General features: G+C 67.5%; 18 protein-coding genes. 6 read left to right on the forward strand and 12 right to left on the reverse strand.

Going from position 1 to position 20755, the window contains the following annotated elements; all coding sequences use genetic code 11:
- The first annotated feature begins 109 nt into the window (after positions 1-109).
- Complete coding sequence (locus ASE86_RS13920) at positions 110-862, forward strand: ImuA family protein (protein ID WP_414881291.1); 753 nt, start codon at positions 110-112, stop codon at positions 860-862.
- A gap of 589 nt (positions 863-1451) precedes the next feature.
- Complete coding sequence (locus ASE86_RS13925) at positions 1452-2930, forward strand: DUF6504 family protein (protein WP_235524123.1); 1479 nt, start codon at positions 1452-1454, stop codon at positions 2928-2930.
- Between the two features lie 8 nt (positions 2931-2938).
- Here ASE86_RS13925 and ASE86_RS13930 read toward each other — a convergent pair whose 3' ends face one another.
- A complete protein-coding gene (locus ASE86_RS13930; protein WP_056428192.1) occupies positions 2939-3346 on the reverse strand; it encodes a type II toxin-antitoxin system VapC family toxin in 408 nt (135 codons plus the stop codon).
- Positions 3343-3585, reverse strand: coding sequence for a type II toxin-antitoxin system Phd/YefM family antitoxin (locus tag ASE86_RS13935; RefSeq protein ID WP_056428194.1), 243 nt, complete (start codon positions 3583-3585; stop codon positions 3343-3345). The genes ASE86_RS13930 and ASE86_RS13935 overlap by 4 nt, the downstream gene beginning before the upstream one ends.
- A 54-nt stretch (positions 3586-3639) precedes the next feature.
- On the opposite strand from ASE86_RS13935, the gene ASE86_RS13940 reads away from it, so the two are divergent.
- The 3 genes from ASE86_RS13940 (at position 3640) to dinB (ending at position 8623) form a co-directional block, all read left to right on the forward strand.
- Complete coding sequence (locus tag ASE86_RS13940) at positions 3640-7059, forward strand: error-prone DNA polymerase (RefSeq protein WP_056428197.1); 3420 nt, start codon at positions 3640-3642, stop codon at positions 7057-7059.
- 229 nt (positions 7060-7288) lie between these two features.
- Positions 7289-7477, forward strand: coding sequence for a hypothetical protein (locus ASE86_RS13945; protein ID WP_056428201.1), 189 nt, complete (start codon positions 7289-7291; stop codon positions 7475-7477).
- Between the two features lie 75 nt (positions 7478-7552).
- Positions 7553-8623, forward strand: a complete 1071-nt coding sequence (gene dinB, locus ASE86_RS13950) for a DNA polymerase IV (protein WP_056428204.1) — start codon at positions 7553-7555, stop codon at positions 8621-8623.
- Positions 8624-8719: 96 nt separating this feature from the next.
- Here the strand turns inward: dinB and ASE86_RS13955 are convergent, their stop codons facing one another.
- The 6 genes from ASE86_RS13955 to ASE86_RS13980 all read right to left on the reverse strand — a co-directional run bounded on the left by ASE86_RS13955 (position 8720) and on the right by ASE86_RS13980 (position 14375).
- Entirely contained in the window at positions 8720-9430 is a 711-nt protein-coding gene (locus tag ASE86_RS13955) for a GIN domain-containing protein (protein WP_056428207.1), read from the reverse strand.
- A gap of 106 nt (positions 9431-9536) precedes the next feature.
- On the reverse strand, positions 9537-10268 hold the full coding sequence (locus ASE86_RS13960) for a head GIN domain-containing protein (RefSeq protein WP_056428211.1): 732 nt from the start codon (positions 10266-10268) through the stop codon (positions 9537-9539).
- A 115-nt stretch (positions 10269-10383) separates the two neighbouring features.
- Positions 10384-10917, reverse strand: coding sequence for a CarD family transcriptional regulator (locus ASE86_RS13965; RefSeq protein ID WP_056428215.1), 534 nt, complete (start codon positions 10915-10917; stop codon positions 10384-10386).
- A gap of 250 nt (positions 10918-11167) precedes the next feature.
- Positions 11168-11509: a ferredoxin FdxA gene (gene fdxA, locus ASE86_RS13970; protein WP_056428218.1), complete on the reverse strand. Its 342-nt coding sequence runs from the start codon at positions 11507-11509 to the stop codon at positions 11168-11170.
- Positions 11510-11560: 51 nt separating this feature from the next.
- Positions 11561-11842 (reverse strand): RNA-binding S4 domain-containing protein, encoded by a 282-nt coding sequence (locus ASE86_RS13975; RefSeq protein ID WP_056429018.1) that lies wholly within the window; start codon positions 11840-11842, stop codon positions 11561-11563.
- Between the two features lie 4 nt (positions 11843-11846).
- Positions 11847-14375: a helicase-related protein gene (locus ASE86_RS13980; RefSeq protein WP_056428221.1), complete on the reverse strand. Its 2529-nt coding sequence runs from the start codon at positions 14373-14375 to the stop codon at positions 11847-11849.
- Positions 14376-14596: 221 nt separating this feature from the next.
- Here ASE86_RS13980 and ASE86_RS13985 point away from each other — a divergent pair, with 221 nt between their 5' ends.
- Complete coding sequence (locus ASE86_RS13985; protein WP_056428228.1) at positions 14597-16069, forward strand: M23 family metallopeptidase; 1473 nt, start codon at positions 14597-14599, stop codon at positions 16067-16069.
- A gap of 208 nt (positions 16070-16277) precedes the next feature.
- On the opposite strand, the gene ASE86_RS13990 is transcribed toward ASE86_RS13985, so the two are convergent.
- From ASE86_RS13990 to acnA, 4 genes are all read right to left on the reverse strand, one after another.
- Positions 16278-16892: a hypothetical protein gene (locus tag ASE86_RS13990; protein ID WP_056428230.1), complete on the reverse strand. Its 615-nt coding sequence runs from the start codon at positions 16890-16892 to the stop codon at positions 16278-16280.
- A gap of 78 nt (positions 16893-16970) precedes the next feature.
- On the reverse strand, positions 16971-17381 hold the full coding sequence (locus ASE86_RS13995; protein ID WP_056429022.1) for a DUF2147 domain-containing protein: 411 nt from the start codon (positions 17379-17381) through the stop codon (positions 16971-16973).
- Positions 17382-17385: 4 nt separating this feature from the next.
- Entirely contained in the window at positions 17386-17901 is a 516-nt protein-coding gene (locus tag ASE86_RS14000) for an HIT family protein (protein WP_056428232.1), read from the reverse strand.
- Positions 17901-20585, reverse strand: coding sequence for an aconitate hydratase AcnA (acnA, locus tag ASE86_RS14005; RefSeq protein ID WP_056428235.1), 2685 nt, complete (start codon positions 20583-20585; stop codon positions 17901-17903). Before acnA ends, ASE86_RS14000 begins: the two co-directional genes overlap by 1 nt.
- Positions 20586-20755: the final 170 nt, after the last annotated feature.

Consider the following 20755-nt stretch of genomic DNA (forward strand, 5'->3'; position numbering starts at 1 on the left):
GCGATGGTCCCCCTCCCCGAGACAAGCTCGGGGAGGAATTGAGATAAAACAGCCGGTTGACTCAAAAGCAAAACGGAACAGAATAAGAACATAATCTGTTTTGCGAGTCGTGTCCCCCGTGTCCAACCCTGCCGTCATAGCCCGCCTGCGCGAGGAATTGCGCGGTATCGAAGGCGGATCCTTCCGTCGGCGCGAGGCGCTGCCGTTCGGGATCGGCGCGATCGACGGTGTGCTCGCCTCGACGGGGCTCAGGCTCGACGCGCTCCACGAAGTCGCCGGCGCATCGGCCGGCATGGGCGACGATGCCGCCGCGACATTGTTCATGGCCGGCATCGCCGCGCGCGCCTGGGGGCCGGTGCTGTGGGTGGTCCGCCGCCGCGACCTGTTCGCCCCCGGCCTCGCACAGGTGGGCCTTGCGGCGACGCGCGTGATCTATGCCGAGGCACAGGACGACGCCGACCTGCTGGCGATCATGGAGGAAGGGTTGCGGCACCGGTCGCTCGGCGCGGTGATCGGCGAAGCGAAACGGGCGGGGCTCGCCGCGACGCGCCGGCTGCAACTGGCGGCGGAGGGCGGGCGGACCATCGCGCTCCTGCTCAAACGCCATGCCTCCGCCGGGGGCGACCCGCTGGGCGCACCGTCCGCTGCGGTCACCCGCTGGCGGATCGCCACTGCGCCTTCCACCCCGCTGCCCGTCGCAGGGGTGGGGCGATCACGCTGGCGGGTGGAACTGGTTCGACAAAAGGGCGGCGCCCCGGGCGCCTGGGATTTGGAGGCTTGCGATGAAACGGGTCGCTGCGCTGTACCTGCCGGAATGGTCCGTCGAGCGGCTGCGGGCAGCGGCGCGAGCCGTGCCGCGTAGCGCAGGCGCGTCGGAGCGAAGCTCGACGGCGCCGGTGCGTGCCGAAGGCAACGCAGCGCCCCGCACGGCCGGCGCGCAAGGCGCGTCCGACGACGTGGGCTTCGCCCACGGCGGGGGCGAGGTGGCTTCCCCCGGTGCTCCCACGCAGGCGAGAGTCCAGAGCCTCAAGCGACCCGCCCGCGACTCTGGGCTCCCGCCTGCGCGGGAGCACGGCGGGGTAGGTGGCGCGGTGCAGGCTCTCACTACCCAAGTCACCAGCGAGCAACTCAACGCCTGCTCCGTCCCCCGCGGCGGCGGCTGGCGCCCCGGCGCGCGCTGGGCGCGGGCAGAGGTCCAGCAGGCCATCGCTGCGCTCCCTGCTCACCAGCAGCCCCCGATGCGCGAACTCGGCCGCCGCAGCGAAGCCGCGCCGCACCCGTTCAAGGCGATGCGCCCGGATGAAGGCACTCGATCCTCCCCAGAATGGGGAGGGGGACCGCCGCGCAGCGGTGGTGGAGGGCGGGCGCCACAAGCGGGGTCTTTGCGGCCCGCCCCCTCCACCACGCTGCGCGCAGTCCCCCTCCCCGCAGGCGGGGAGGATCAAGCGCCGTTGGTCCTCGTCCACAAGACCGGCCCGCGGGTCGAGATCGCGGCCGCCTGTCCGCGCGCGCGCGCACTCGGCATCACGCCCGGCATGGCGCTGACCCAGGCGCGCGCGCAGACTCCGGGCCTTGTCGTGCGCGATCATGATCCGGCGGGTGACGCCGCGGATCTCGCATCGCTCGCTACCGTCCTTGCCCGCCGCGTATCGCCCGCCGTCGCGATCGACGGCACGGCGGGCCTGCTGATTGACATCACCGGCACCGACCACCTCCACGGCGGGGAAGCGGCGATGGCGCGGCGCATCGTCCGCCAACTCGCCCGCCGTGGCTTCACCGCGCGCATCGCCATCGCCCATTCCCCGGCCGCGGCCCATGCGCTTGCCCGCTACGGCAAGGCGCGGATCATCCGGTCGCAGGACGATGCCGCTGCGCTCGCGCCCCTGCCGGTCGCCGCACTGGCGCTGGGCGAAGCGCAGGTCGAACTCCTACGTCGCCTCGGCATCGACACCATCGGCATGTTGGCCGAAGTCGCCCGCGGTCCGCTCGCGCGTCGGTTCGGTGCCGGCACCGTCACCCGGCTCGACCAGGCGCTCGGCCGGCTGCCCGAACCGCTGACGCCGGTCGTCCCGCCCGAACCGATCGCCATCACCCAGCGCTTCGCCGAACCGATCGCGACCGCCGAGGCGATCGAGCATTGGCTGGGCACGCTCGTCCCCCGTCTGACCGCCGACCTCGCCACCGCGGGGCTCGGCGCACGGCGGATCGAGGTCATCGCCGACCGCATCGATGCGGTGCCGCAGCGCATCCGCATCGGCCTCGCTCGCCCGAGCCGCGACGGTGCGCATATCCTGCGCCTGCTCGTCCGTCGCATCGGCGATGTCGAGCCCGGCTACGGCATCGATGCGATCACGCTCCACCTGCGCGCTGCCGATCGTCTGGGGCCGGAGGCGTTGGGTGCCGAACTGGCGGGGGAGGAAACGCCCGATCTCGCCCCGCTGGTCGACACGCTGGCGACGCTCGGTCGCACGCTGTGGCGGATGCGCGCCGTCGAAAGCGACGTCCCCGAACGCAGCGCCGCGCCCATGCCGCCGCTTGACCCGCCCGAGCGGACAGCACCGAAGCTAAAGGCCGACGACGTCCGTACCCTCGACACCCGCGCCGCGATTCCGCCCTGGCATCCCCGCTGGCCGCGCCCGGTGCGCCTGCTCCCGCGGCCAGAGCGGATCGACAACGTCCTGTCGGTGATGCCCGATGGTGCGCCCCGCCGCTTCGTCTGGCGCGGCCGCACCGTCACCGTCACGCGTGCCGACGGACCCGAGCGCATCGCCGGCGAATGGTGGCGCCGGTCAGGCGAACGCACCGCCATCCGCGACTATTTCTGTGTCGAGGACGACGCCGGCACCCGCTTCTGGCTCTACCGCCGCGGCGATGGCGAGCGGCCGGAGACCGGCGATCTCAACTGGTTCCTCCACGGATGGTTCGGATGATGGCGCACTCAACGACGCGCGTCGATCGCCTCGACGTGACCGGCGGCGGCATAGGCCAGGATCGGGCCGTCAGCGGTCATCAACGGCAGGCCGTGATGCTGCGCGGTCGCAACCATGATGCGATCAGCTAGATCCTTGTGCGACCATTCCAGCGTCACACTGCCGATGGCAATTTCAGGAACAAGGGGACTGAGGCGGAAGCTCGGATCCGCCAGAATGCGCTTGAACCATTTCAGTACGCCGCCTTCGAAAGTCAGGTTCTGACGCCTTTCGATTTGCGCGAGTTCCCATGCACAGAATGCCGGGACTATCAGACCCGCCGTGTCGGCGGTCTCGATCAGCGTTCGGGCGTTGCGACCAAGCTTCTCATCATTTCGTACGATCCAGATGAGGACATGGGTGTCGAGGACGATCACCGCAGGGCCTCCCAATCGTCCGGATCACTAGTTGGGGCCTCATGGTCCCAATCGGATCGATAGTCGGGACTGCGCAACATGCCGATCACCGACCGACGCGGTTCCTCCGTCTTCGGCTTGACCTCCGCCACCACCTTGCCCCGCTTGGTGATGGTGATGGGCACGCCGTCGGCCTGCATCTCGTCGATCAGGCGCAGGCACTTGGCCTTGAACTCGCTGGCGCTGACGATCTTGTTCATGGCCCACCTTTCCGAAATGTACATCTCATATAGTCATCTCGGGTGGTCGCGCCAATGACCTACAGCGAACTGCAGGTCACCACCCATTTCAGCTTCCTGCGCGGCGCGTCCTCGTGCGAGCAATTGTTCGCCCAGGCCGCGGTCATGGGGATGCCGGCGCTGGGTATCGTCGACCGCAACTCGGTCGCCGGCGTGGTGCGGGCGCTCTATGCAAGCGACGACATCGAGCGGAAGCACGGCATCCGAGTGCGCTCGATCCCCGGCTGCCGGCTAGATCTGGTCTGCGGCACGTCGTTGCTTGTCTGGCCGGAGGACAAGGCCGCCTGGAGTCGGCTGACGACGCTACTGACCCGCGGCAAGTTGCGCGCCGATCCCCGGAAGGGCGAGAAGGGACAGTGTTTTCTACATTGGGAAGACGTTGCCGATCATGCCGCCGGACTTATTGGAGCGTTGGTGTGTGACGCCGAGCCGGAGCGCCGGGCTCTTGCCTGGATGGCCGATCTGTTCGGAAGCGAGCGCGGTCATGTCTGCCTGACGCACCATCGGCGGCCGGGCGACGCGTTGCGGTTGCGACAGACGACCGATGCCGCTCGCGACTACGGCCTGTCACCGCTCGCGACCGGCGACGTGCTGTATCATGAACCCGACCAGCGGATGCTTCAGGACGTGGTCACTGCGATCCGCCACGGCTGCACGATCGACGATCTCGGGCTGCGACGCGAACGCAGCATCGACCGGCATCTCAAGCCACCGCAGGAAATGGCACGCCGCTTCGCCGATTATCCCGACGCACTGCGCGCGGTCGAACACATCGTCGAGCGCTGTCAGTTTTCGTTGCGGGAACTGAGCTACCAGTATCCCGACGAGATCATCATGAGCGGCCGTACGCCGCAGGATGCGCTGGCGAAGCTGGCACATAATGCACTGGCCCAACGGTTCGCGGGGTACCCACCCGAAGCGTATCGCAATCTCCTCAGGTACGAACTCAATCTGGTCGAAAAGTGGAATTATGCGCCTTATTTTCTGACGGTAAATTCGATCGTCAGCTACGCGCGCAGCATCGGTATCCTGTGCCAGGGAAGGGGTTCGGCCGCCAACTCGATGATCTGCTTCGTGCTGGGCATCACGTCGATCGACCCCATCAAGCACAAACTGCTGTTCGAGCGTTTCATCTCCGAAGATCGTAGAGAACCACCCGATATCGACGTCGATTTCGAACACGAGCGACGCGAGGAAATCATCCAGTGGATCTATCGAACCTACGGACGCGATCACGCAGCCATGACAGCCGTCGTCAGTCGATTTCGTGCGCGAGGTGCCGTGCGTGAAGTCGGCAAGGTCATGGGCCTGTCAGAGGACATGACAGCCGCGCTTGCCGGACAGGTCTGGGGCTGGTCCGAAGAGGGTGTCAAAGAGCGGCACGTCGATCAACTCAATCTCGACAAGACCGATCCCAGACTGGCGTTGACCCTGGAACTTGCAAAGGAGTTGATCGGCACGCCACGCCACCTGTCACAGCACCCTGGTGGTTTCATCCTGACCCAAGGGCCGCTTGCAGAACTGTTGCCGATCGAGCCCGCGGCAATGGTCGATCGTCATGTCGTCGAATGGGAAAAGGCCGATATCGAAGAATTGCGACTGATGAAGGTCGATATTCTCGGTCTTGGTATGCTCGGCTGTATGCGTCGGGCGTTCGATCTGCTCGAACGACACAAGGGCCTGCGCCTGACGATGGCGTCGGACGAGATGCAGCACGATTGTCCTAAGACCTTCGCGATGATCCAGCGTGCTGACACGCTTGGCGTCTTCCAGATCGAGAGTCGCGCGCAGATGTCGATGCTGCCGCGGATGAAGCCGGAAAGATTCTACGATTTAGTGATCGAAGTCGCGATCGTTCGGCCTGGGCCGATCCAGGGCGATATGGTTCACCCATATCTCAAGCGGCGCGAAGGAAGCGAAAAGGTCGAATATCCGAACGAGGCCCTGAAAACTGTCCTGGAAGATACATTAGGAATTCCGCTCTTTCAGGAACAGGCCATGAAGGTCGCGATCCACGGGGCGGGGTTTACACCAAGCGAGGCCGACAGCCTGCGCAAGGCTATGGCGACCTTCAAATTCACCGGTGGCGTGGGCGAATTCCATGATCGGCTGATCACCGGAATGAAAAAGAACGGCATCTCCCTCGATTTCGCCGAACGGCTGGTCAAGCAGATCGAGGGGTTCGGCAGCTATGGTTTCCCCGAGAGCCACGCGGCGTCGTTCGCCAAGATTGCCTATGCCTCGTGCTGGATGAAGTGCCACCATCCGGACGTCTTTTGCGCGGCGCTGCTGAATGCGCAGCCGATGGGGTTCTACGCGCCCGCGCAGATCGTCCGCGATGCCCGCGAGCATGGCGTTGTGGTCGAGGCGGTGTGCGTGAACGGGAGCGCGTGGGATACGATCATTCTGTCCAGCTCTCTTCCCATCGGGGGAGAGGGTGGGGAGGAGGGGAGGTGTCTCACCGAGACCGGCATTGGAGGCACCGCACCTCTCCCAGCCCTCTCCCCAGCAGGGAGAGGTCTTCGGAAGACACCCGCGCGCTTCGCCGGCTCCGATGCCGACTGGGCCGATCTGCGCCCGATCCGCTTGGGGCTCAAGATCGTTGCCGGGCTGGCTGAGGCCGACGCCGACGCCATCCTCGCCGCCCGTGCCGCCGGCGGGCCGTTCGCGTCCATCCCCGACGTCTTCCGCCGCGCGCGGGTGAAGCCGGCCGCGCTCGAACGGCTCGCGCGTGCCGATGCGTTTCGCTGTTTCGGGCATGACCGTCGGCAGGCGCTCTGGGCGGTGAAGGCGCTGGGCGAGAAGTCGCTGCCGCTACTCGACGCGATGGAGGTGCGCGAGCCGACGGTCGCGCTCACCCCGCTGACCGCGGGGCGCGAGGTGGTGGAGGATTATCGATCGACGCAGCTCAGCTTGCGCGCGCATCCGCTGTCGTTCCTGCGCCCACGGCTGGAGCGCGCCGGCATCGTGCCCGCATCCGCACTTTCCGGCATCAGGGACGGGCGCAAGGTCGAGGTCGCGGGCGTCATCCTAGTCCGCCAGAAGCCGGGGTCGGCCAAGGGCGTGCTGTTCATTACCATCGAGGACGAGACGGGCGTCGCCAACGCGATCCTGTGGCCCGACCGGTTCGAGGCCCAGCGCACGACCGTCATGTCAGCGACGATGATCGGCGTGCAGGGGCGGGTGCAGAAGGAGGGGCTGGTGATCCACGTCATCGTCGACCGCATCGTCGATTACAGCTGGATGCTGCGCGAAGTGGGCGACGCCGACCTGCCGCGCCTGACCACGCGCGGCGACGGCGCGACGCACGGCGGCTCGCCCGACCGCGGCGATCCCGGCTGGCAGCCGCGCGTCCGGTCCGACTATCACAAGGCGTTCCGCACCGGCTGCGACCCCGAAGACGCCATCCGCATCAAGTCGCGCGACTTTCATTGATCGAGATTGCGTGCTGATTTGGCAGGACAGTGTCGAAATGAAACATCGTTACGGCTGTCCTGTCTCGTCATTCCAAATAAATCGCAGAAAATCGCATGCAAGTCTTAACGCATACGGAAATTACACAAAATCAAATGCCTCGATATAGCTATTGTACTGCATCGATTCGATTTGCCAGCATTGTCGGACCAGAGCGGTTCTGGCCATATACTCTTGGAGGAGATGCTTCATGCGTACGCTTTCGACGATGGAAATCGCGCCGGTTTCGGGTGGCGGTGGCTTGCTCGGCATCGGGGCCGGCGTCGGTCTCAAGCTCGGGGCCGGCGTCGGGCTCGGGTCGCCCGCCGGTGTCGGCCTGGGCGTCAAGGTCGGGCTGGGGCTCGGTCTGGGTCTCGGCGGTCGCCGCAACGGCTGCTGATCGCGCAGCCTCCGTTTCCCGAAGGCTGCGGTCGCCGGCATTGAGCGCAGCGGCCGCAGTCGCCATGTCGGCGGCATGACGGAGGGATTTCCGCGCAAGATCATCCACATCGACATGGACGCCTTCTACGCGTCGGTGGAGCAGCGCGACGACCCGTCGCTGAAGGGGAAACCGGTCGCGGTCGGGTCGCCTAACGCGCGCGGCGTGGTCGCGGCGGCATCCTATGAAGCGCGCGCGTTCGGCGTCCGGTCGGCGCTGCCGTCGGTCACGGCGCTGCGGCGATGCCCGCAACTGGTGTTCGTGCGGCCGCGGTTCGACGTGTACAAGGCGGTGTCGCGCCAGATCCACGCCGTGTTCGCCGAATTCACGCCCCTCATCCAGCCGCTGTCGCTCGACGAGGCGTATCTGGATGTCACCGCCAACCTCTCTGGGCTGCCGACCGCCTGGGCGACGGCAAAGGCGATTCGCCGCCGCATCCTGGAGGAAACGGGGCTGACCGCGTCGGCCGGGATTTCGTACAACAAGTTCCTGGCGAAACTCGCGTCCGACCATCGCAAGCCCGACGGGCAGTTCGCAGTCACCCCCGACATGGGCGCGGCGTGGGTCGAGACGCTGCCGGTCGCGCGCTTCCATGGTGTCGGCCCGGTGACCGCGGCCAAGATGGAGCGGCTGGGCATCCTCACCGGCGCCGACCTGCGCGCCTGTTCGATGGATTTTCTCCGCGCGAATTTCGGCAGTTCGGCCGCCTGGTATCACGCGATCGCCCGCGGCGAGGACGAGCGCCCGGTCAATCCCGACCGCGTGCGCAAGTCGTCGGGATCGGAGACGACCTTCGACCGCAACCTGACGCAAGCGGCCGAGATCGAGGCGGGCGTGCTCGAGATGGCCGACGACGTCTGGGCGTGGTGCGCCACGGCGGGCGCGTTCGGGCGGACGGTGACGGTTAAGGTCAAATATGCCGACTTCCAGCAGATCACGCGCAGCCAGACGCTGACGCAGCCGGTTGCCAGCCACGACGGCCTGCGCACGGCCGCGCTGGCGCTGATCCGCTCGGTACTGCCGGCGACGAAGGGCATACGGCTGGTGGGCGTGACGGTGTCGAACTTCGCCACGCGCGAAGAGAGCGGGCTGCCGTTGTTCGATTGAGAGGTCTGTCCGCGCGTCCGGTCATGTCGATGCGCTCAGGTGAGCGGTGCGTGGAGTGGCCCCTCCTGCGATGAAACAGGGCCGAACCCGTCCCTCTCAATCCCGCCGCTTGTCGACATTCCCGCAACTGACCGGGCCGACGCCGCTGATCTTGCACGCCGCCTTGCCTAGGATTTCGACCGGCCCTTGCCCGCGGGCATAGATTTCCGCGGTGTAGCGCACGGCGGCCCTGGCCGCGCCGACGCTCTGCCAGTCGACTGTCAGCGCATCGATCGTCGCAGCACTCGCGTCGATCGAGCCCGCGCCGTTGGCGGCGAACCGTGCGCGGCGGGCAGTGCCGCCGATGGTTATCGCGCCGCTGCCGACGATGCCGGCGCTCAGCACGTCGGCCTTGGCCGCCTGCACCGCGATCGAGCCGGCACCGAGCAGTTGCAATGTCACCGTCTGCCCGGTCATCCGGTCGACCGCCAGCCGGGCGCCGCCCTGGACGCTGGCGGTGCGCAGCGCCGGTACCGTCACCGCGATCCGCGGCGCGGCGGTGCGGGTGCCGGGATAGCCGCCCCAGGCCTCCTGCCCGGCGCTGACGACCAGCGTCCGGCTTTCGACGCGCACGGCGACCGTATCGAACGACCGGCCGGATCCGGTCGCGATCGCCGTCGGTGAGCTGCCGGTCGCGATCGTCACCTCATACGGGCCCTCGATCCGCACCGCGTCGAAATCGGTCAGCATGTAGCGCCGCTCGTCGGCCCGCGCGGGCGTGGCGCAGGCGAGGAGCGGGAGGGTGGCGAGGGCGGCACGGCGGATCATGGCGCGACGGTCGCACCTCGTCCCGCGATCCGCAAGCGGTCTCAAACCGGCATGCCGGTGCTGGCTCCGGGGGAGGGCGCCCGGCGACACCGAGCGCCCGTTCGGGTCAGCTACACCGGATTTCGCCGGAACCCATCTTGGTCGTGTTGCACCGCGCGCCGCCGGTCAGCGTCACGTCGCCCGATCCCATGACGGTGACCTTGGCGCTGCGCGTGACCGCGGCCGAGACATTGCCCGATCCGGCGATGGAGATTTCGGCGTCGGCTGCCTTCAGCGTGGGCGATTCGATATTGCCCGACCCGGCGATGTTGATTTCCAGCTTTCCCGTCTGGCCGGCGGCCGTCATGTTGCCAGATCCGGCCAGATCGAGGTCGAGGGCTTCGGCCTGGACGCTGCCCAGCCGCAGGTTGCCCGATCCGGCAAGTGCTGCCTCGAACTTCCTGGCGCGTGCTGTATCGACCGACAAATTGCCCGATCCCGACAATGCCGCCGCCTCGATCGCCGGCATCGTGACATAGATTTTCACGCCCTTGCCGCGCGACATCGACCAGCCGGCCGCATTCTTCTTGCGACCGACCCACAGGGTCGATCCGTCGCGGCGGATGTCGAGCTTGTCGAGCTGCTCGGCCGGCCCCTCCGCCCGCACGGCGAACGCCGGGCCCACGCGGACGTCGACATCGTCGGCGCCGGCCAGTTCGACCTTGCTGAAATCAGCGACCTGGAACGTCCGCGCGGTGCCAGTGCCACTTTCCGGCGCGCGTTCACCCTTGCCCGATCCATTCGCGATCGCGCCGCACGCGATCAGGGGCAGCGCTGCCAGGACCATCAGAAACCGCATCGATCTTCTCCCGTTGTGTATTGTCGTAATAATACACGTGGAGAGCGTGCGCAAACGAAAAGGGGCGACCGTCGCCGGCCGCCCCCCCTTCGGATCGTCATGTCCGGATGCCGGGTCAGGCGAGCGCCTTGTCCTTGGCATAGGCCGGCGCTGCGACCTTCAGGATGTCGATGATCTTGACCAGCGCCTTGGGCTCGTCGACCTCCTCCATCGCGGCCAGTTCGCGCGCGAGGCGGCTGGCGGCGGCTTCGAAGATCTGGCGTTCCGAATAGCTCTGCTCGGGCTGGTCGTCCGGGCGGAACAGGTCGCGGACCACTTCGGCGATCGACACCAGATCGCCCGAATTGATCTTCGCTTCATATTCCTGGGCGCGGCGCGACCACATGGTGCGCTTCACCTTCGGCTTGCCCTTCAGCGTGTCGAGCGCCTCGCGCAGCGTCTTGTCGCTGCTCAATTTGCGCATGCCGACACTCTCGGCCTTGTTGGTGGGAACGCGGAGCGTCATGCGCTCCTTTTCGAAGCGCAGCACATAGAGTTCGAGGCTGGTGCCCGCGATTTCCTGCTTCTGAAGCTCGATGACACGGCCGACGCCGTGCTTGGGGTATACGACATAATCGCCGACAACGAAGGACAGCGCCTTAGCAGCCATGTGCGTTGAGCCTTTCCGTATTCACTGGCCCGACATGATGGAGGCGCACGACCAGGGACTGGTCGGCGACGTCGGGGCAGGTCTGTGCTTCTCCGGGCGAGCAGCGATTCCATCGCCCTCGTCTCGAACCGTTTAACACAGCCGCAATAAAATTACCAGCGCCCGGGCACGGGTAAGCGATTCGGAACTGGCCGAAATCCGTCGATTGCCGGTGCGGACGCCGCCTGCACGAACGGCGGTACGCTACAGCTCAGTCGCCGGTGCCGGGTTCGGGCGAGAAATATTTGTCGAACTTGCCCTCTTCGCCCTTGTGTTCGTCGGCGTCGGCAGGCGTCTGGTCCAGCTTGCGGGTGACGTTGGGCCACTGGGCGGAAAAGGTGGTGTTCAGCTCCAGCCACTTCTCCAACCCGTTCTCGGTATCGGGCAGGATCGCCTCGGCCGGGCATTCGGGCTCGCACACGCCGCAGTCGATGCATTCGCTGGGGTTGATGACGAGCATGTTCTCGCCTTCGTAGAAACAGTCGACCGGACAGACCTCGACGCAGTCCATGTACTTGCAGCGGATGCAGGCGTCGGTGACGACGTAGGTCATTGGGGCAACTCCTTGGAACGCGGCCTCCGCTATTGGCGGTTGCCCGGTGCGTCAATCACCTGAGGCTTGCTGCGAGACGTTTTCAGGTCCCAGATCGGCGTAACACGCCTGTGCTTCGGGCGCCGGGCCGCGGCGGGTCGGCAACGCCAGCACGCGGATCACGCGGACGCGGTCGTGCAGCGGAAACGTCAGGGTGTTGCCGATGCGGACGCAGGCCGCGGCCTTTTCGATGACGCGCCCGTCGATCCGCAGGTGTCGCGCCTCGGCCAGGTCTTGCGCGACGCTGCGCGTCTTGGTCAGCCGCACGAACCACAGGAACTTGTCCAGCCGCATCGTGTCAGCCACGCAGGCTCCCCAGACCAGCCAGCACGGCAAAGGCGTTGTCGCGGCGCGGCGGTGCTTCCTTGCGCGGCGACACCAGCTTCGGGCGGCCCTGCCACACCCAGGCGGGCACGTCGCCTTTCACCGCGCGAAAGCCCAGCCGCACCATCAGCTTGGCCAGCGTGTCGGGCGTGACCCCGATCGAGGTGGCAAGCGCTGGGTCGGGCGCGAACGGCTTGCGACCGCCCTTGTCGCCGGGCCCGCGCGCATCATGCGCCGCACGCGCGATGCGTTCGACCAGGTCGAGCCGGACCTGCTGGGTGCCGACCCGGCGGAAACCGGCCATCGGTGCGCCACCGGAGACGACCGTCGCGCCCTGCGGCGGCAGCAGCGTCGTGCGCCCGCGCGCGGCCAGCAATACGGCGCGCCACCGCGCCGGCTCAGGCCGGATCAGGCCGGGCGCGAACACATCGAGCGTGCCGACCGTCACGCCCAGGTCGCGCAGGTAGCGCCGCGCCCGCGGGTCGATGCGCTCGACGTCGGGCACCGTCACGCGATCGGCCAGCCCGCCGGCCTCGGCCAGCGCGATCGCCACCGCGCGCAGTTCGGGCGGGGCCGACGCATCGTCGGCGAGCGTGTCGAGCCGGGCGAGCGCGGGCGTCAGCGCGCGCGTCCGCTCCGCCACCCAGCGCGCGAGGCGCGCGGCGACGCCGTCGCGCACGGGCTTGTCGAGGCAGTCGAGCGCGCGGTCGATGACGATCGCCGGCCGTGTCAGCCGCTGTCCCGCTGCCAGCCGCGCGATGTCCGCCCCGCGCCACAGGATACGGCCGTCCTCGACCGCCAGTTCGCTGTCGCGCGCTTCGGCCAGCGCCGCGCCGCGCTTGCCGAGCTCCCCCGCCAGGCGCTTCTCGGCGGCCGCCAGCAACAGGCGCTTGTCGGTCGCGCGCGCATCGGCGGCGACGGTGAAGCGGAAGCCGTCGAGCCGGCCGATCTCATGCTCCTCGACGCTCACTTCACCCTGCTCGCCGATGGTGACGGGCAGGTGGCGGTGATCGGCGCCGATCGTGCGGAGCAATGCGGTCGTACGCTTGTCGACGAAGCGCTGCGTCAGCCGCTCGTGCAGCGCGTCCGACAGCCGTTCCTCCAGCGCGCGAGCCCGCGCCTGCGCCTCCAGGCCGTCGGCCAGCCAGCCGGCGCGGTGGGCGATATATGCCCAGGTCCGCGTCGCGGCGATCCGCCCGGCGATCGTCTCGACATCGCCCGAAACCGTATCCAGCCGCGCGATTTCGCTCGCGAACCAGGCAAACGGGATATGCCCGCTGCCCTCGGTCAGATGCGTGAAGACCCGTGCGACGAAGCGGCTGTGCGGCTCGACGCCCAGCTTCTGGAAATCGGGGATCCCGCAGGCCGCCCATAGCCGCGCGACACCGGCGGGCGAGCGCGCGCGGTCCAGCACGACATGCTCGTTCGACAGGCGCTTGAGGACCGCCAGGTCGAGCGCTTCGGGTGCGGCACGCAGGACGATCTCGGTGGGCTTGCGCTCCAGGCTGGCGATCAGCGCATCGACCGACGACAGGTCCGGCTCGCCGTCGCGCCAGTACAGGAAATCGAGCGGCGTGAAGCGATGCTCCTCGATCGCGAAGACCTCTTCCGGAGCGAAAGCGCCGGGCCCTTCCTCGACCAGCGCGCCAAACGTGCCGTCGCGCTGGTGCCGCCCGGCGCGGCCGGCGATCTGCGCCATTTCGGGCACCGTAAGGCGACGCGTGCGGCGACCGTCGAATTTGGTCAGGCTGGCGAAGGCGACATGCGCCACGTCCATGTTCAGCCCCATGCCGATCGCATCGGTCGCGACCAGATAATCGACCTCGCCCGCCTGGAACATCGCGACCTGCGCGTTGCGGGTGCGCGGGGACAGGGCACCCATCACGACCGCCGCCCCGCCGCGCATCCGGCGGATCGCCTCGGCGACGGCATAGACTTCCTCGGCAGAGAAGGCGACGATCGCCGATCGCTTGGGCAGCCGCGACAGTTTCTTGGCGCCGGCATAGCTGAGCGTCGAAAAGCGCGGTCGCTCGATGATCTCCGCTTCGGGCACCAGCGTGCGGACGAGCGGTTTGAGCGCGGCCGACCCCAGGATCATCGTCTCGTCGCGGCCGCGGGCGCGCAGCAGCCGGTCGGTAAAGACATGGCCGCGCTCCGGATCGGCACCGAGTTGCGCCTCATCGAGCGCGACGAAGCCGACATCCCTGGGCAGCGTATTGTCGGCTCCGGCGAACCCGCCTTCGCCGATCGGCATCGATTCCGCGGTGCACAGGTAATAGCGCGCCTGCGGGGGGATGATCCGTTCCTCGCCGGTAATCAGCGCGACCTGCTTCTCGCCCTTGATCGCGACGACGCGGTCGTAGACCTCACGCGCCAGCAGGCGCAGCGGAAAGCCGATCATCCCGCTCGAATGACCGCACATCCGCTCGACGGCCAGGTGGGTCTTGCCGGTATTGGTCGGACCCAGCACCGCGGTAACGGCGGAACGCGCGAAACTGCTCATCGTGACGCTAAGATCGACGCGGATGCGTGCGGATGCAATGGGTTAGATCGCACAATCGCAGCGGCACCACCTTTCGTCGATCCTGTCCCACGCCTCGTCGCAAGCGATTGCGCCGAACGCCCGGGTTAATTTGACTTTAGCATTTCGTCCCCACAACGATCTGCGCCACGGCCTGATGGGTTTCGGGGCAGGCTGTTACATCTTCGGGGGCACGCGCCGCAGTGTATCTGCGCAACGATCACGATCTGGACGGTGCCGGCGGCGCCGCTGCGCTAACGTTCGGCCGCGCGCCCGTGGCGGCGCCGCGCGTGGTGAGCCGTACCGAGCGCTGGCGCGATGGCTTGCGCGACATCGACCTGGTTCCGGATCTCGGCGCCAACATCGGCAGCCGCGACTGGTGGCGGGGGGCAGCGACCTGCGCTGCGCTGTGTGCCGTCACGATCGCGCTCGCGCCCGGATTCCACCCGCTCTATCGCCCCGCCGCCCCGGTCATGGAGGGCGCCGACTGGGACGAGGCGCGCGCGCAGTCGATCGCGCCGCTCGCCTATGGCGCCACTTCGGGCCGCCGGCTTGCGCCGACCGCAGCGGTGCGGCCGCTGACCGACACGCCGGAACGTCCGATCCTCGAACTCAGCACGACGCTCCCGTCGGGCGACGCCTTTGCCCGCGCGCTGGAACGCGCCGGCGTGGGTGAGGGCGAGGCGGGTCGGATCGCCGACATGGTCGCCGCGCGGATGCCGCTCGACGAACTGAAGCCCGGCACCCAGCTCCAGCTGACGCTCGGCCGCCGTGAGAGCAGGGCCGACGCGCGTCCGGTCGAAGCGCTCAGCTTCCGCGCCCGCTTCGATCTGGGCATGAAGGTCGTGCGCGATGCCGGCGCGCTGGCCGTCGCCGCGGTGCCGATCGCGATCGATCGCACGCCGCTGCGCATCCAGGGCCGCGTCGGCCCCAGCCTCTACCGCTCCGCGCGCGCCGCCGGCGTGCCGGCCAAGGCGGTCGAAGCCTTCATCCGGTCGATCGCCAGCCGCGTACCCATGAGCCGGATCGGCTCGAACGAGGAATTCGACCTGATCGTCGAGCGGGCGCGCGCCGAAACGGGCGAGGTCCAGCTCGGCAAGTTGATCTATGCCGGGCTGTCGGGCGACGCGCGCAAGCTGCAGCTCGTCCGCTTCGACCAGGACGGCAAGGATCAATGGTTCGACGCCAAGGGCATCGGCGCCAGAAGCTCGAGCGGTGCGATGATGCCGGTCGCGGGGCGCCTGACCTCGGCGTTCGGGATGCGGCGCCACCCGGTGCTGGGCTACGCCCGGATGCACAAGGGCCTCGACATCGCCGCGCCGATGGGCTCGCCGATCCGCGCGCCGATGGACGGTGTCGTCCAGATGGCCGGCTGGGCGGGCGGTTACGGCAAGTTCGTGAAGCTGTCGCACGGCGGTGGTCTCGCGACCGGGTTCGGCCACATGAGCCGGATCGCGGTGTCGAGCGGCGGGCGCGTATCGAAGGGGCAGATCATCGGATATGTCGGCTCGACCGGCATGTCGACCGGCGCGCACCTGCACTACGAACTGTGGAAGAACGGCACCCCGATCAATCCGGGCAAGGTGACGTTCGAAAGCGTCCAGCAGCTCTCGGGCTCGGCGTTGGCGGCGTTCAAGAACAGGTTCGCAAAGCTGATGTCGGTCCCGACTGAGTAAGACGCGGGCGGCCGTCGCGTTTGCACACGCAAACGCGCGGACACACCACGTTGGGAAGCGGGACCTGCGAAGCTGATCCCGTCTGAAGACGTGGCGGAAGCTTTCCGGCTAAGATCAACAGCGACTATGCTCCGCCACAGGCCGCAGCCTTGGCAGTCGAAGCCTCACGCTCTTCGACATTCCGGTCCGCGCCGGAGTGCCGGACGACTCATACCGGCAGGATCCCCGCCCACTCCGTGTCATGTCGGTCATCATGCCCGGCCATCCCCGGCTTCGTCAGATATCCGCGGTCACCCGGAATATGGCTCATGATCGCGCGCAGGGGGCGTTCGTGCCAGCCCAGGTTGAACGCCCATTTCGTGGGAAAGAATTCCATCGTCGCATAGGGCAGGTGGTCGTGGATCCACCACGCCAGCCGCTTCCAGTCGCCCGGCTGGTCGAACCGGTTGGCGAAGCCGGGGACGATGATGCTGGCGGCGGCCCCCATATGCCCCTTCAGGTCGCGGCGGTCCCAGATGTGATAGGCGGCGTTGCGCTCGTTCGACGCGCAGCCATAGCCCTTGGCGTGGCACAGTGCGTTGACCTCGCTCGAGCGATAGGCCGAGCGGACGGCGATACGGCCGAAAGCGTCCTGCAACGGCTCCAGCAGATCCTCGCACAGCCGCGTGCCGGCCGCGATCGCCAGGTCGGGATCGTCGGGGACGTTCGACAGGCCGTGCATCGCTGCGGTTTCGGACTGGAGGAAATCGCGCAGGAAGAAGCTCTTCGACAGCTGTACGCGGCCGAGTTCGGTCAGCGCGGCGACCGTCTGGGGTTTCTTCACATACCTCTCCCGCGTCAAAGGCGGGATCGTTAGCATCGAACGGTTAACGAACGCGACACCGCGTCCGCCCCATCAGGCTCAGCGCAGGCGCGTCCAGTCCTGCGTCTTGCAGAACGGCCCGAAACAGCCCTTCACCTTCAGCGTATTGCCGGCGACCGAGAGTTCGGAGCGATAGGTCCGGCCGCTTTCGGGATCGTAGATGCGCCCGCCCCAGCGGTCACCCTTGGGCGCGAAGCCGGTCAGGATCGACAGGCCTTCGATCGGCTGGCGGCGCTTTGCCGGGTCGGGGTTGTTGGCATCGACCGCCGGCCCGCCGGGGCGGGGTTTGAGCACTTTCACGATCCGCCCGCACAGCTGCGCGCCGCAGGGGGCGATCTCGACGATCGCCTTGCCCTCGAGCGTCAGCCAGCGTCCGGTGACCGGAGCGGGGGCGGCGATGGCCGCTGTGGGGAGGGCCAGAGCGGCAGCAACGAGCAGGGCGGTACGCATCACGTCAATCCTTCGGCCAGGCCGCGCGCAGTGTCGCGGCCATCGTATCGAGTTCCGCCCGTGTGTTGCGATCCTTGTCGGCGCGCAAGGCTTTGTCTGGTCCGACGAAGGGGATGACGTGGAAATGCGGGTGGAACACCTCCTGCGCGGCATCGGCCCCGTTATTCTGGCGGATCTGGAAGCCGGTGGCGCCAAGCGCCGCCATCTGCGCGCGGCCGGCCTTCTGCGCGGCGACCATGCAGGCGGTCAGCTCGGCCGGTGTCAGGTCGAGCAGGGTGCGCGCACCCTGGCGCTTGGGGATGATGAGGACATGGCCGGGCCTGGCCATCGTCAGCGGCATGATGACGAGGACGTGCTTGTCCTCGTAGACTTTTGATGCCGGTAGTTCGCCGCGCAGGATGCGGGCGAAGGGATTGCCGGCGTCATAGGCGCCGGTCAGCCCGCGCGCGGGGCTCGCCGGCTGCTGCGCGACCGCGCTCCACGCGGCGAGCAGCAGGACGAGCCCCGCCAGGACACGCATCAGGCGGCGAGGTTGCGCAGCACGTACTGCAGGATGCCGCCGTTGAGGAAATATTCGAGCTCGTTGACAGTATCGATCCGGCAGCGGGTCTCGAAGGTTTCGCTGGAGCCATCGGCGCGCATCAGCTTGACCGTCACGTCCTGACGCGGGCGCAGGCCGGCGACATTGTCGATGGTGAAGGTCTCGTCGCCGGTCAGGCCCAGCGTCTCGCGCGTCACGCCTTCGGCGAACTGGAGCGGCAGGACGCCCATGCCGACCAGGTTCGACCGGTGGATCCGCTCGAAGCTCTCGGCGATGACCGCGCGGACGCCGAGCAGGTTGGTACCCTTCGCCGCCCAGTCGCGCGACGATCCGGTGCCATATTCCTTGCCCGCGACGACGACCAGCGGCGTGCCGTCGGCCTTGTGGCGCATCGCGGCGTCATAGATCGGCATGACCTCGCCGTCATAGCGGCTCATGCCGCCCTCGACGCCGGGGACCATCTCGTTCTTGATGCGGATGTTGGCGAAGGTGCCGCGGACCATGACGTTGTCGTTGCCGCGACGCGCGCCATAGCTGTTGAAGTCGGCCTTGCTGACCTGCCGCTCCTGCAACCACTTGCCTGCCGGGCTGTCGGCCTTGATCGACCCTGCGGGCGAGATGTGGTCGGTGGTGATCGAATCGCCCAGGATAGCGAGCGGCTTGGCGTCGACGATGTCGGCGACCGGCTTCGGAGTCATTTCCAGGCCGTCGAAATAGGGCGGATTGGCGATGTAGGTCGACGCGGCCGGCCAGCGATAGGTGTCCGATCCCTCGACCGAGATGCCCTGCCAGTGGGTGTCGCCCTGGTACACGTTGCCGTAGCGGGCGCGGAACATCTCGTCGTCGATGTTCGCGTCCATCATCGTGCGGACTTCGTCGTTGGTCGGCCAGATGTCCTTCAGGAACACGTCCTGGCCGTCGCTGCCCTGGCCGATCGGCGTTTCGACCATGTCCTGCGTCACCGTGCCCTTCAGCGCATAGGCGACGACCAGCGGCGGGCTGGCGAGGAAGTTGGCGCGCACGTCCGGCGACACGCGGCCTTCGAAGTTGCGGTTGCCCGACAGGACCGACGCGGCGACGATGTCGTTGCCGTTGATCGCGGCCGAAATCGGCTCGGCGAGCGGACCCGAATTGCCGATGCAGGTCGTGCAGCCATAGCCGACCAGGTTGAAGCCCATCGCATCGAGGTCCGCCGACAGCCCCGACTTGTCGAGATAGTCGGTCACGACCTGGCTACCCGGCGCAAGCGAGGTCTTGACCCACGGCTTTGGCTTGAGGCCCTTTTCACGCGCCTTGCGAGCGACCAGGCCGGCAGCGATCAGAACGCTGGGGTTCGACGTGTTGGTGCAGCTGGTGATCGCGGCGATCACGACGTCGCCGTCGCCGATGTCGTGGTCCTTGCCATCGACTGCGACGCGCGCCGGGCGCTCCTTCTTGTATACCTTGGTCAGGTCGCCGTTGAACACTTCGTCGACCTTGCCGAGCGACACGCGGTCCTGCGGACGCTTCGGGCCGGCGAGGCTGGCGGTGACCGTCGACATGTCGAGTTCGAGCGTGTCGGTGAAGATCGGATCGGGCGCACTCTCTTCGCGCCACAGCCCCTGCGCCTTGCAGTACGCCTCGACCAGCGCGATGTCCGCGTCCGGACGGCCCGACAGGCGCAGATAGTCCATCGTGCGGCCGTCGATCGGGAAGAAGCCGCAGGTCGCGCCATATTCGGGCGCCATGTTGGCGATGGTCGCGCGGTCGGCGAGCGTCATTTCGCTCAGGCCCGGGCCGTAGAATTCGACGAAGCGGCCGACGACGCCCTTGGCGCGCAGCATCTGCGTCACGGTCAGCACCAGGTCGGTCGCAGTGATGCCTTCGCCGAGCTTGCCGGTCAGCTTGAAGCCGACGACTTCGGGGATCAGCATCGACACCGGCTGGCCGAGCATCGCGGCCTCCGCCTCGATCCCGCCGACGCCCCAGCCAAGCACGCCGAGGCCATTGATCATCGTCGTGTGGCTGTCGGTGCCGACCAGCGTGTCTGGGTACGCGATCGCACGCCCGTCGCCGTGGTCGCCGCTCGCGTCCGACGACCACACGCCGCGACCGATATATTCCAGGTTGACCTGGTGGCAGATGCCGGTGCCCGGCGGCACGACGCTGAAGTTGTCGAGCGCCTTCGATCCCCACTTCAGGAATTCATAGCGTTCGATGTTGCGCTGATATTCCAGCTCGACGTTATCCTCGAACGCCTTGGGCGTGCCGAATTCATCGACCATGACCGAATGGTCGATGACCAGGTGGACCGGAACCTGCGGATTGATCTTTTGCGCGTCGCCGCCCAGCTTCGTGATCGCATCGCGCATCGCCGCCAGGTCGACCACGCAGGGCACGCCGGTGAAGTCCTGCATCAGCACGCGCGCCGGGCGATACTGGATCTCGCGGTCCGACCGCGCATCCTTCTGCCAGTCGACGATCGCCTGGACGTCCTCGGTGGTGACGGTCTTGCCGTCCTCGAAGCGCAGCATGTTCTCCAGCAGCACCTTCATGCTGAAGGGCAGGCGGCTGATGTCGCCGAACTTCTCCGCCGCCTTGGCCAGCGAGAAATAGTCGTACTGCTTGCCCGCGACGTCCAGCGTCGTGCGGGTCGAAAGCGTGTCCTGGCCGATGGCGGTCATGGTCGAGCGGTCCCTTCTTTCGTGGCCGGCACAGGCGGCGGGCGGCGCTTGGCAAGGCCGCGAGGTGTGCCGACGGGTGTTCGCGAGTGCGAGAGTCGGGCTGGCCGATAGCAAGGCTTTGGGTCGTGGGGAAGGGCGGTCGGGTGGTGTCGCAAAGCCTTCGTTAACCA

This window comes from Sphingomonas sp. Leaf33 (genome assembly GCF_001421785.1).
Taxonomy (GTDB): Bacteria; Pseudomonadota; Alphaproteobacteria; order Sphingomonadales; family Sphingomonadaceae; genus Sphingomonas.

Excerpts from the sequence above, each read along its gene's own strand:
- ASE86_RS13980 (WP_056428221.1), bottom strand. The coding sequence starts at position 14,375 with ATGAGCAGTTTCGCGCGTTCCGCCGTTACCGCGGTGCTGGGTCCGACC.
- ASE86_RS13960 (WP_056428211.1), bottom strand. The coding sequence starts at position 10,268 with ATGCGGTTTCTGATGGTCCTGGCAGCGCTGCCCCTGATCGCGTGCGGC.
- ASE86_RS13955 (WP_056428207.1), bottom strand. The coding sequence starts at position 9,430 with ATGATCCGCCGTGCCGCCCTCGCCACCCTCCCGCTCCTCGCCTGCGCC.
- fdxA (WP_056428218.1), bottom strand. The coding sequence starts at position 11,509 with ATGACCTACGTCGTCACCGACGCCTGCATCCGCTGCAAGTACATGGAC.
- acnA (WP_056428235.1), bottom strand. The coding sequence starts at position 20,585 with ATGACCGCCATCGGCCAGGACACGCTTTCGACCCGCACGACGCTGGAC.
- ASE86_RS14000 (WP_056428232.1), bottom strand. The coding sequence starts at position 17,901 with ATGCGTGTCCTGGCGGGGCTCGTCCTGCTGCTCGCCGCGTGGAGCGCG.
- ASE86_RS13945 (WP_056428201.1), top strand. The coding sequence starts at position 7,289 with ATGCGTACGCTTTCGACGATGGAAATCGCGCCGGTTTCGGGTGGCGGT.
- ASE86_RS13975 (WP_056429018.1), bottom strand. The coding sequence starts at position 11,842 with ATGCGGCTGGACAAGTTCCTGTGGTTCGTGCGGCTGACCAAGACGCGC.
- dinB (WP_056428204.1), top strand. The coding sequence starts at position 7,553 with ATGACGGAGGGATTTCCGCGCAAGATCATCCACATCGACATGGACGCC.
- ASE86_RS13995 (WP_056429022.1), bottom strand. The coding sequence starts at position 17,381 with ATGCGTACCGCCCTGCTCGTTGCTGCCGCTCTGGCCCTCCCCACAGCG.
- ASE86_RS13965 (WP_056428215.1), bottom strand. The coding sequence starts at position 10,917 with ATGGCTGCTAAGGCGCTGTCCTTCGTTGTCGGCGATTATGTCGTATAC.
- ASE86_RS13940 (WP_056428197.1), top strand. The coding sequence starts at position 3,640 with ATGACCTACAGCGAACTGCAGGTCACCACCCATTTCAGCTTCCTGCGC.
- ASE86_RS13935 (WP_056428194.1), bottom strand. The coding sequence starts at position 3,585 with ATGAACAAGATCGTCAGCGCCAGCGAGTTCAAGGCCAAGTGCCTGCGC.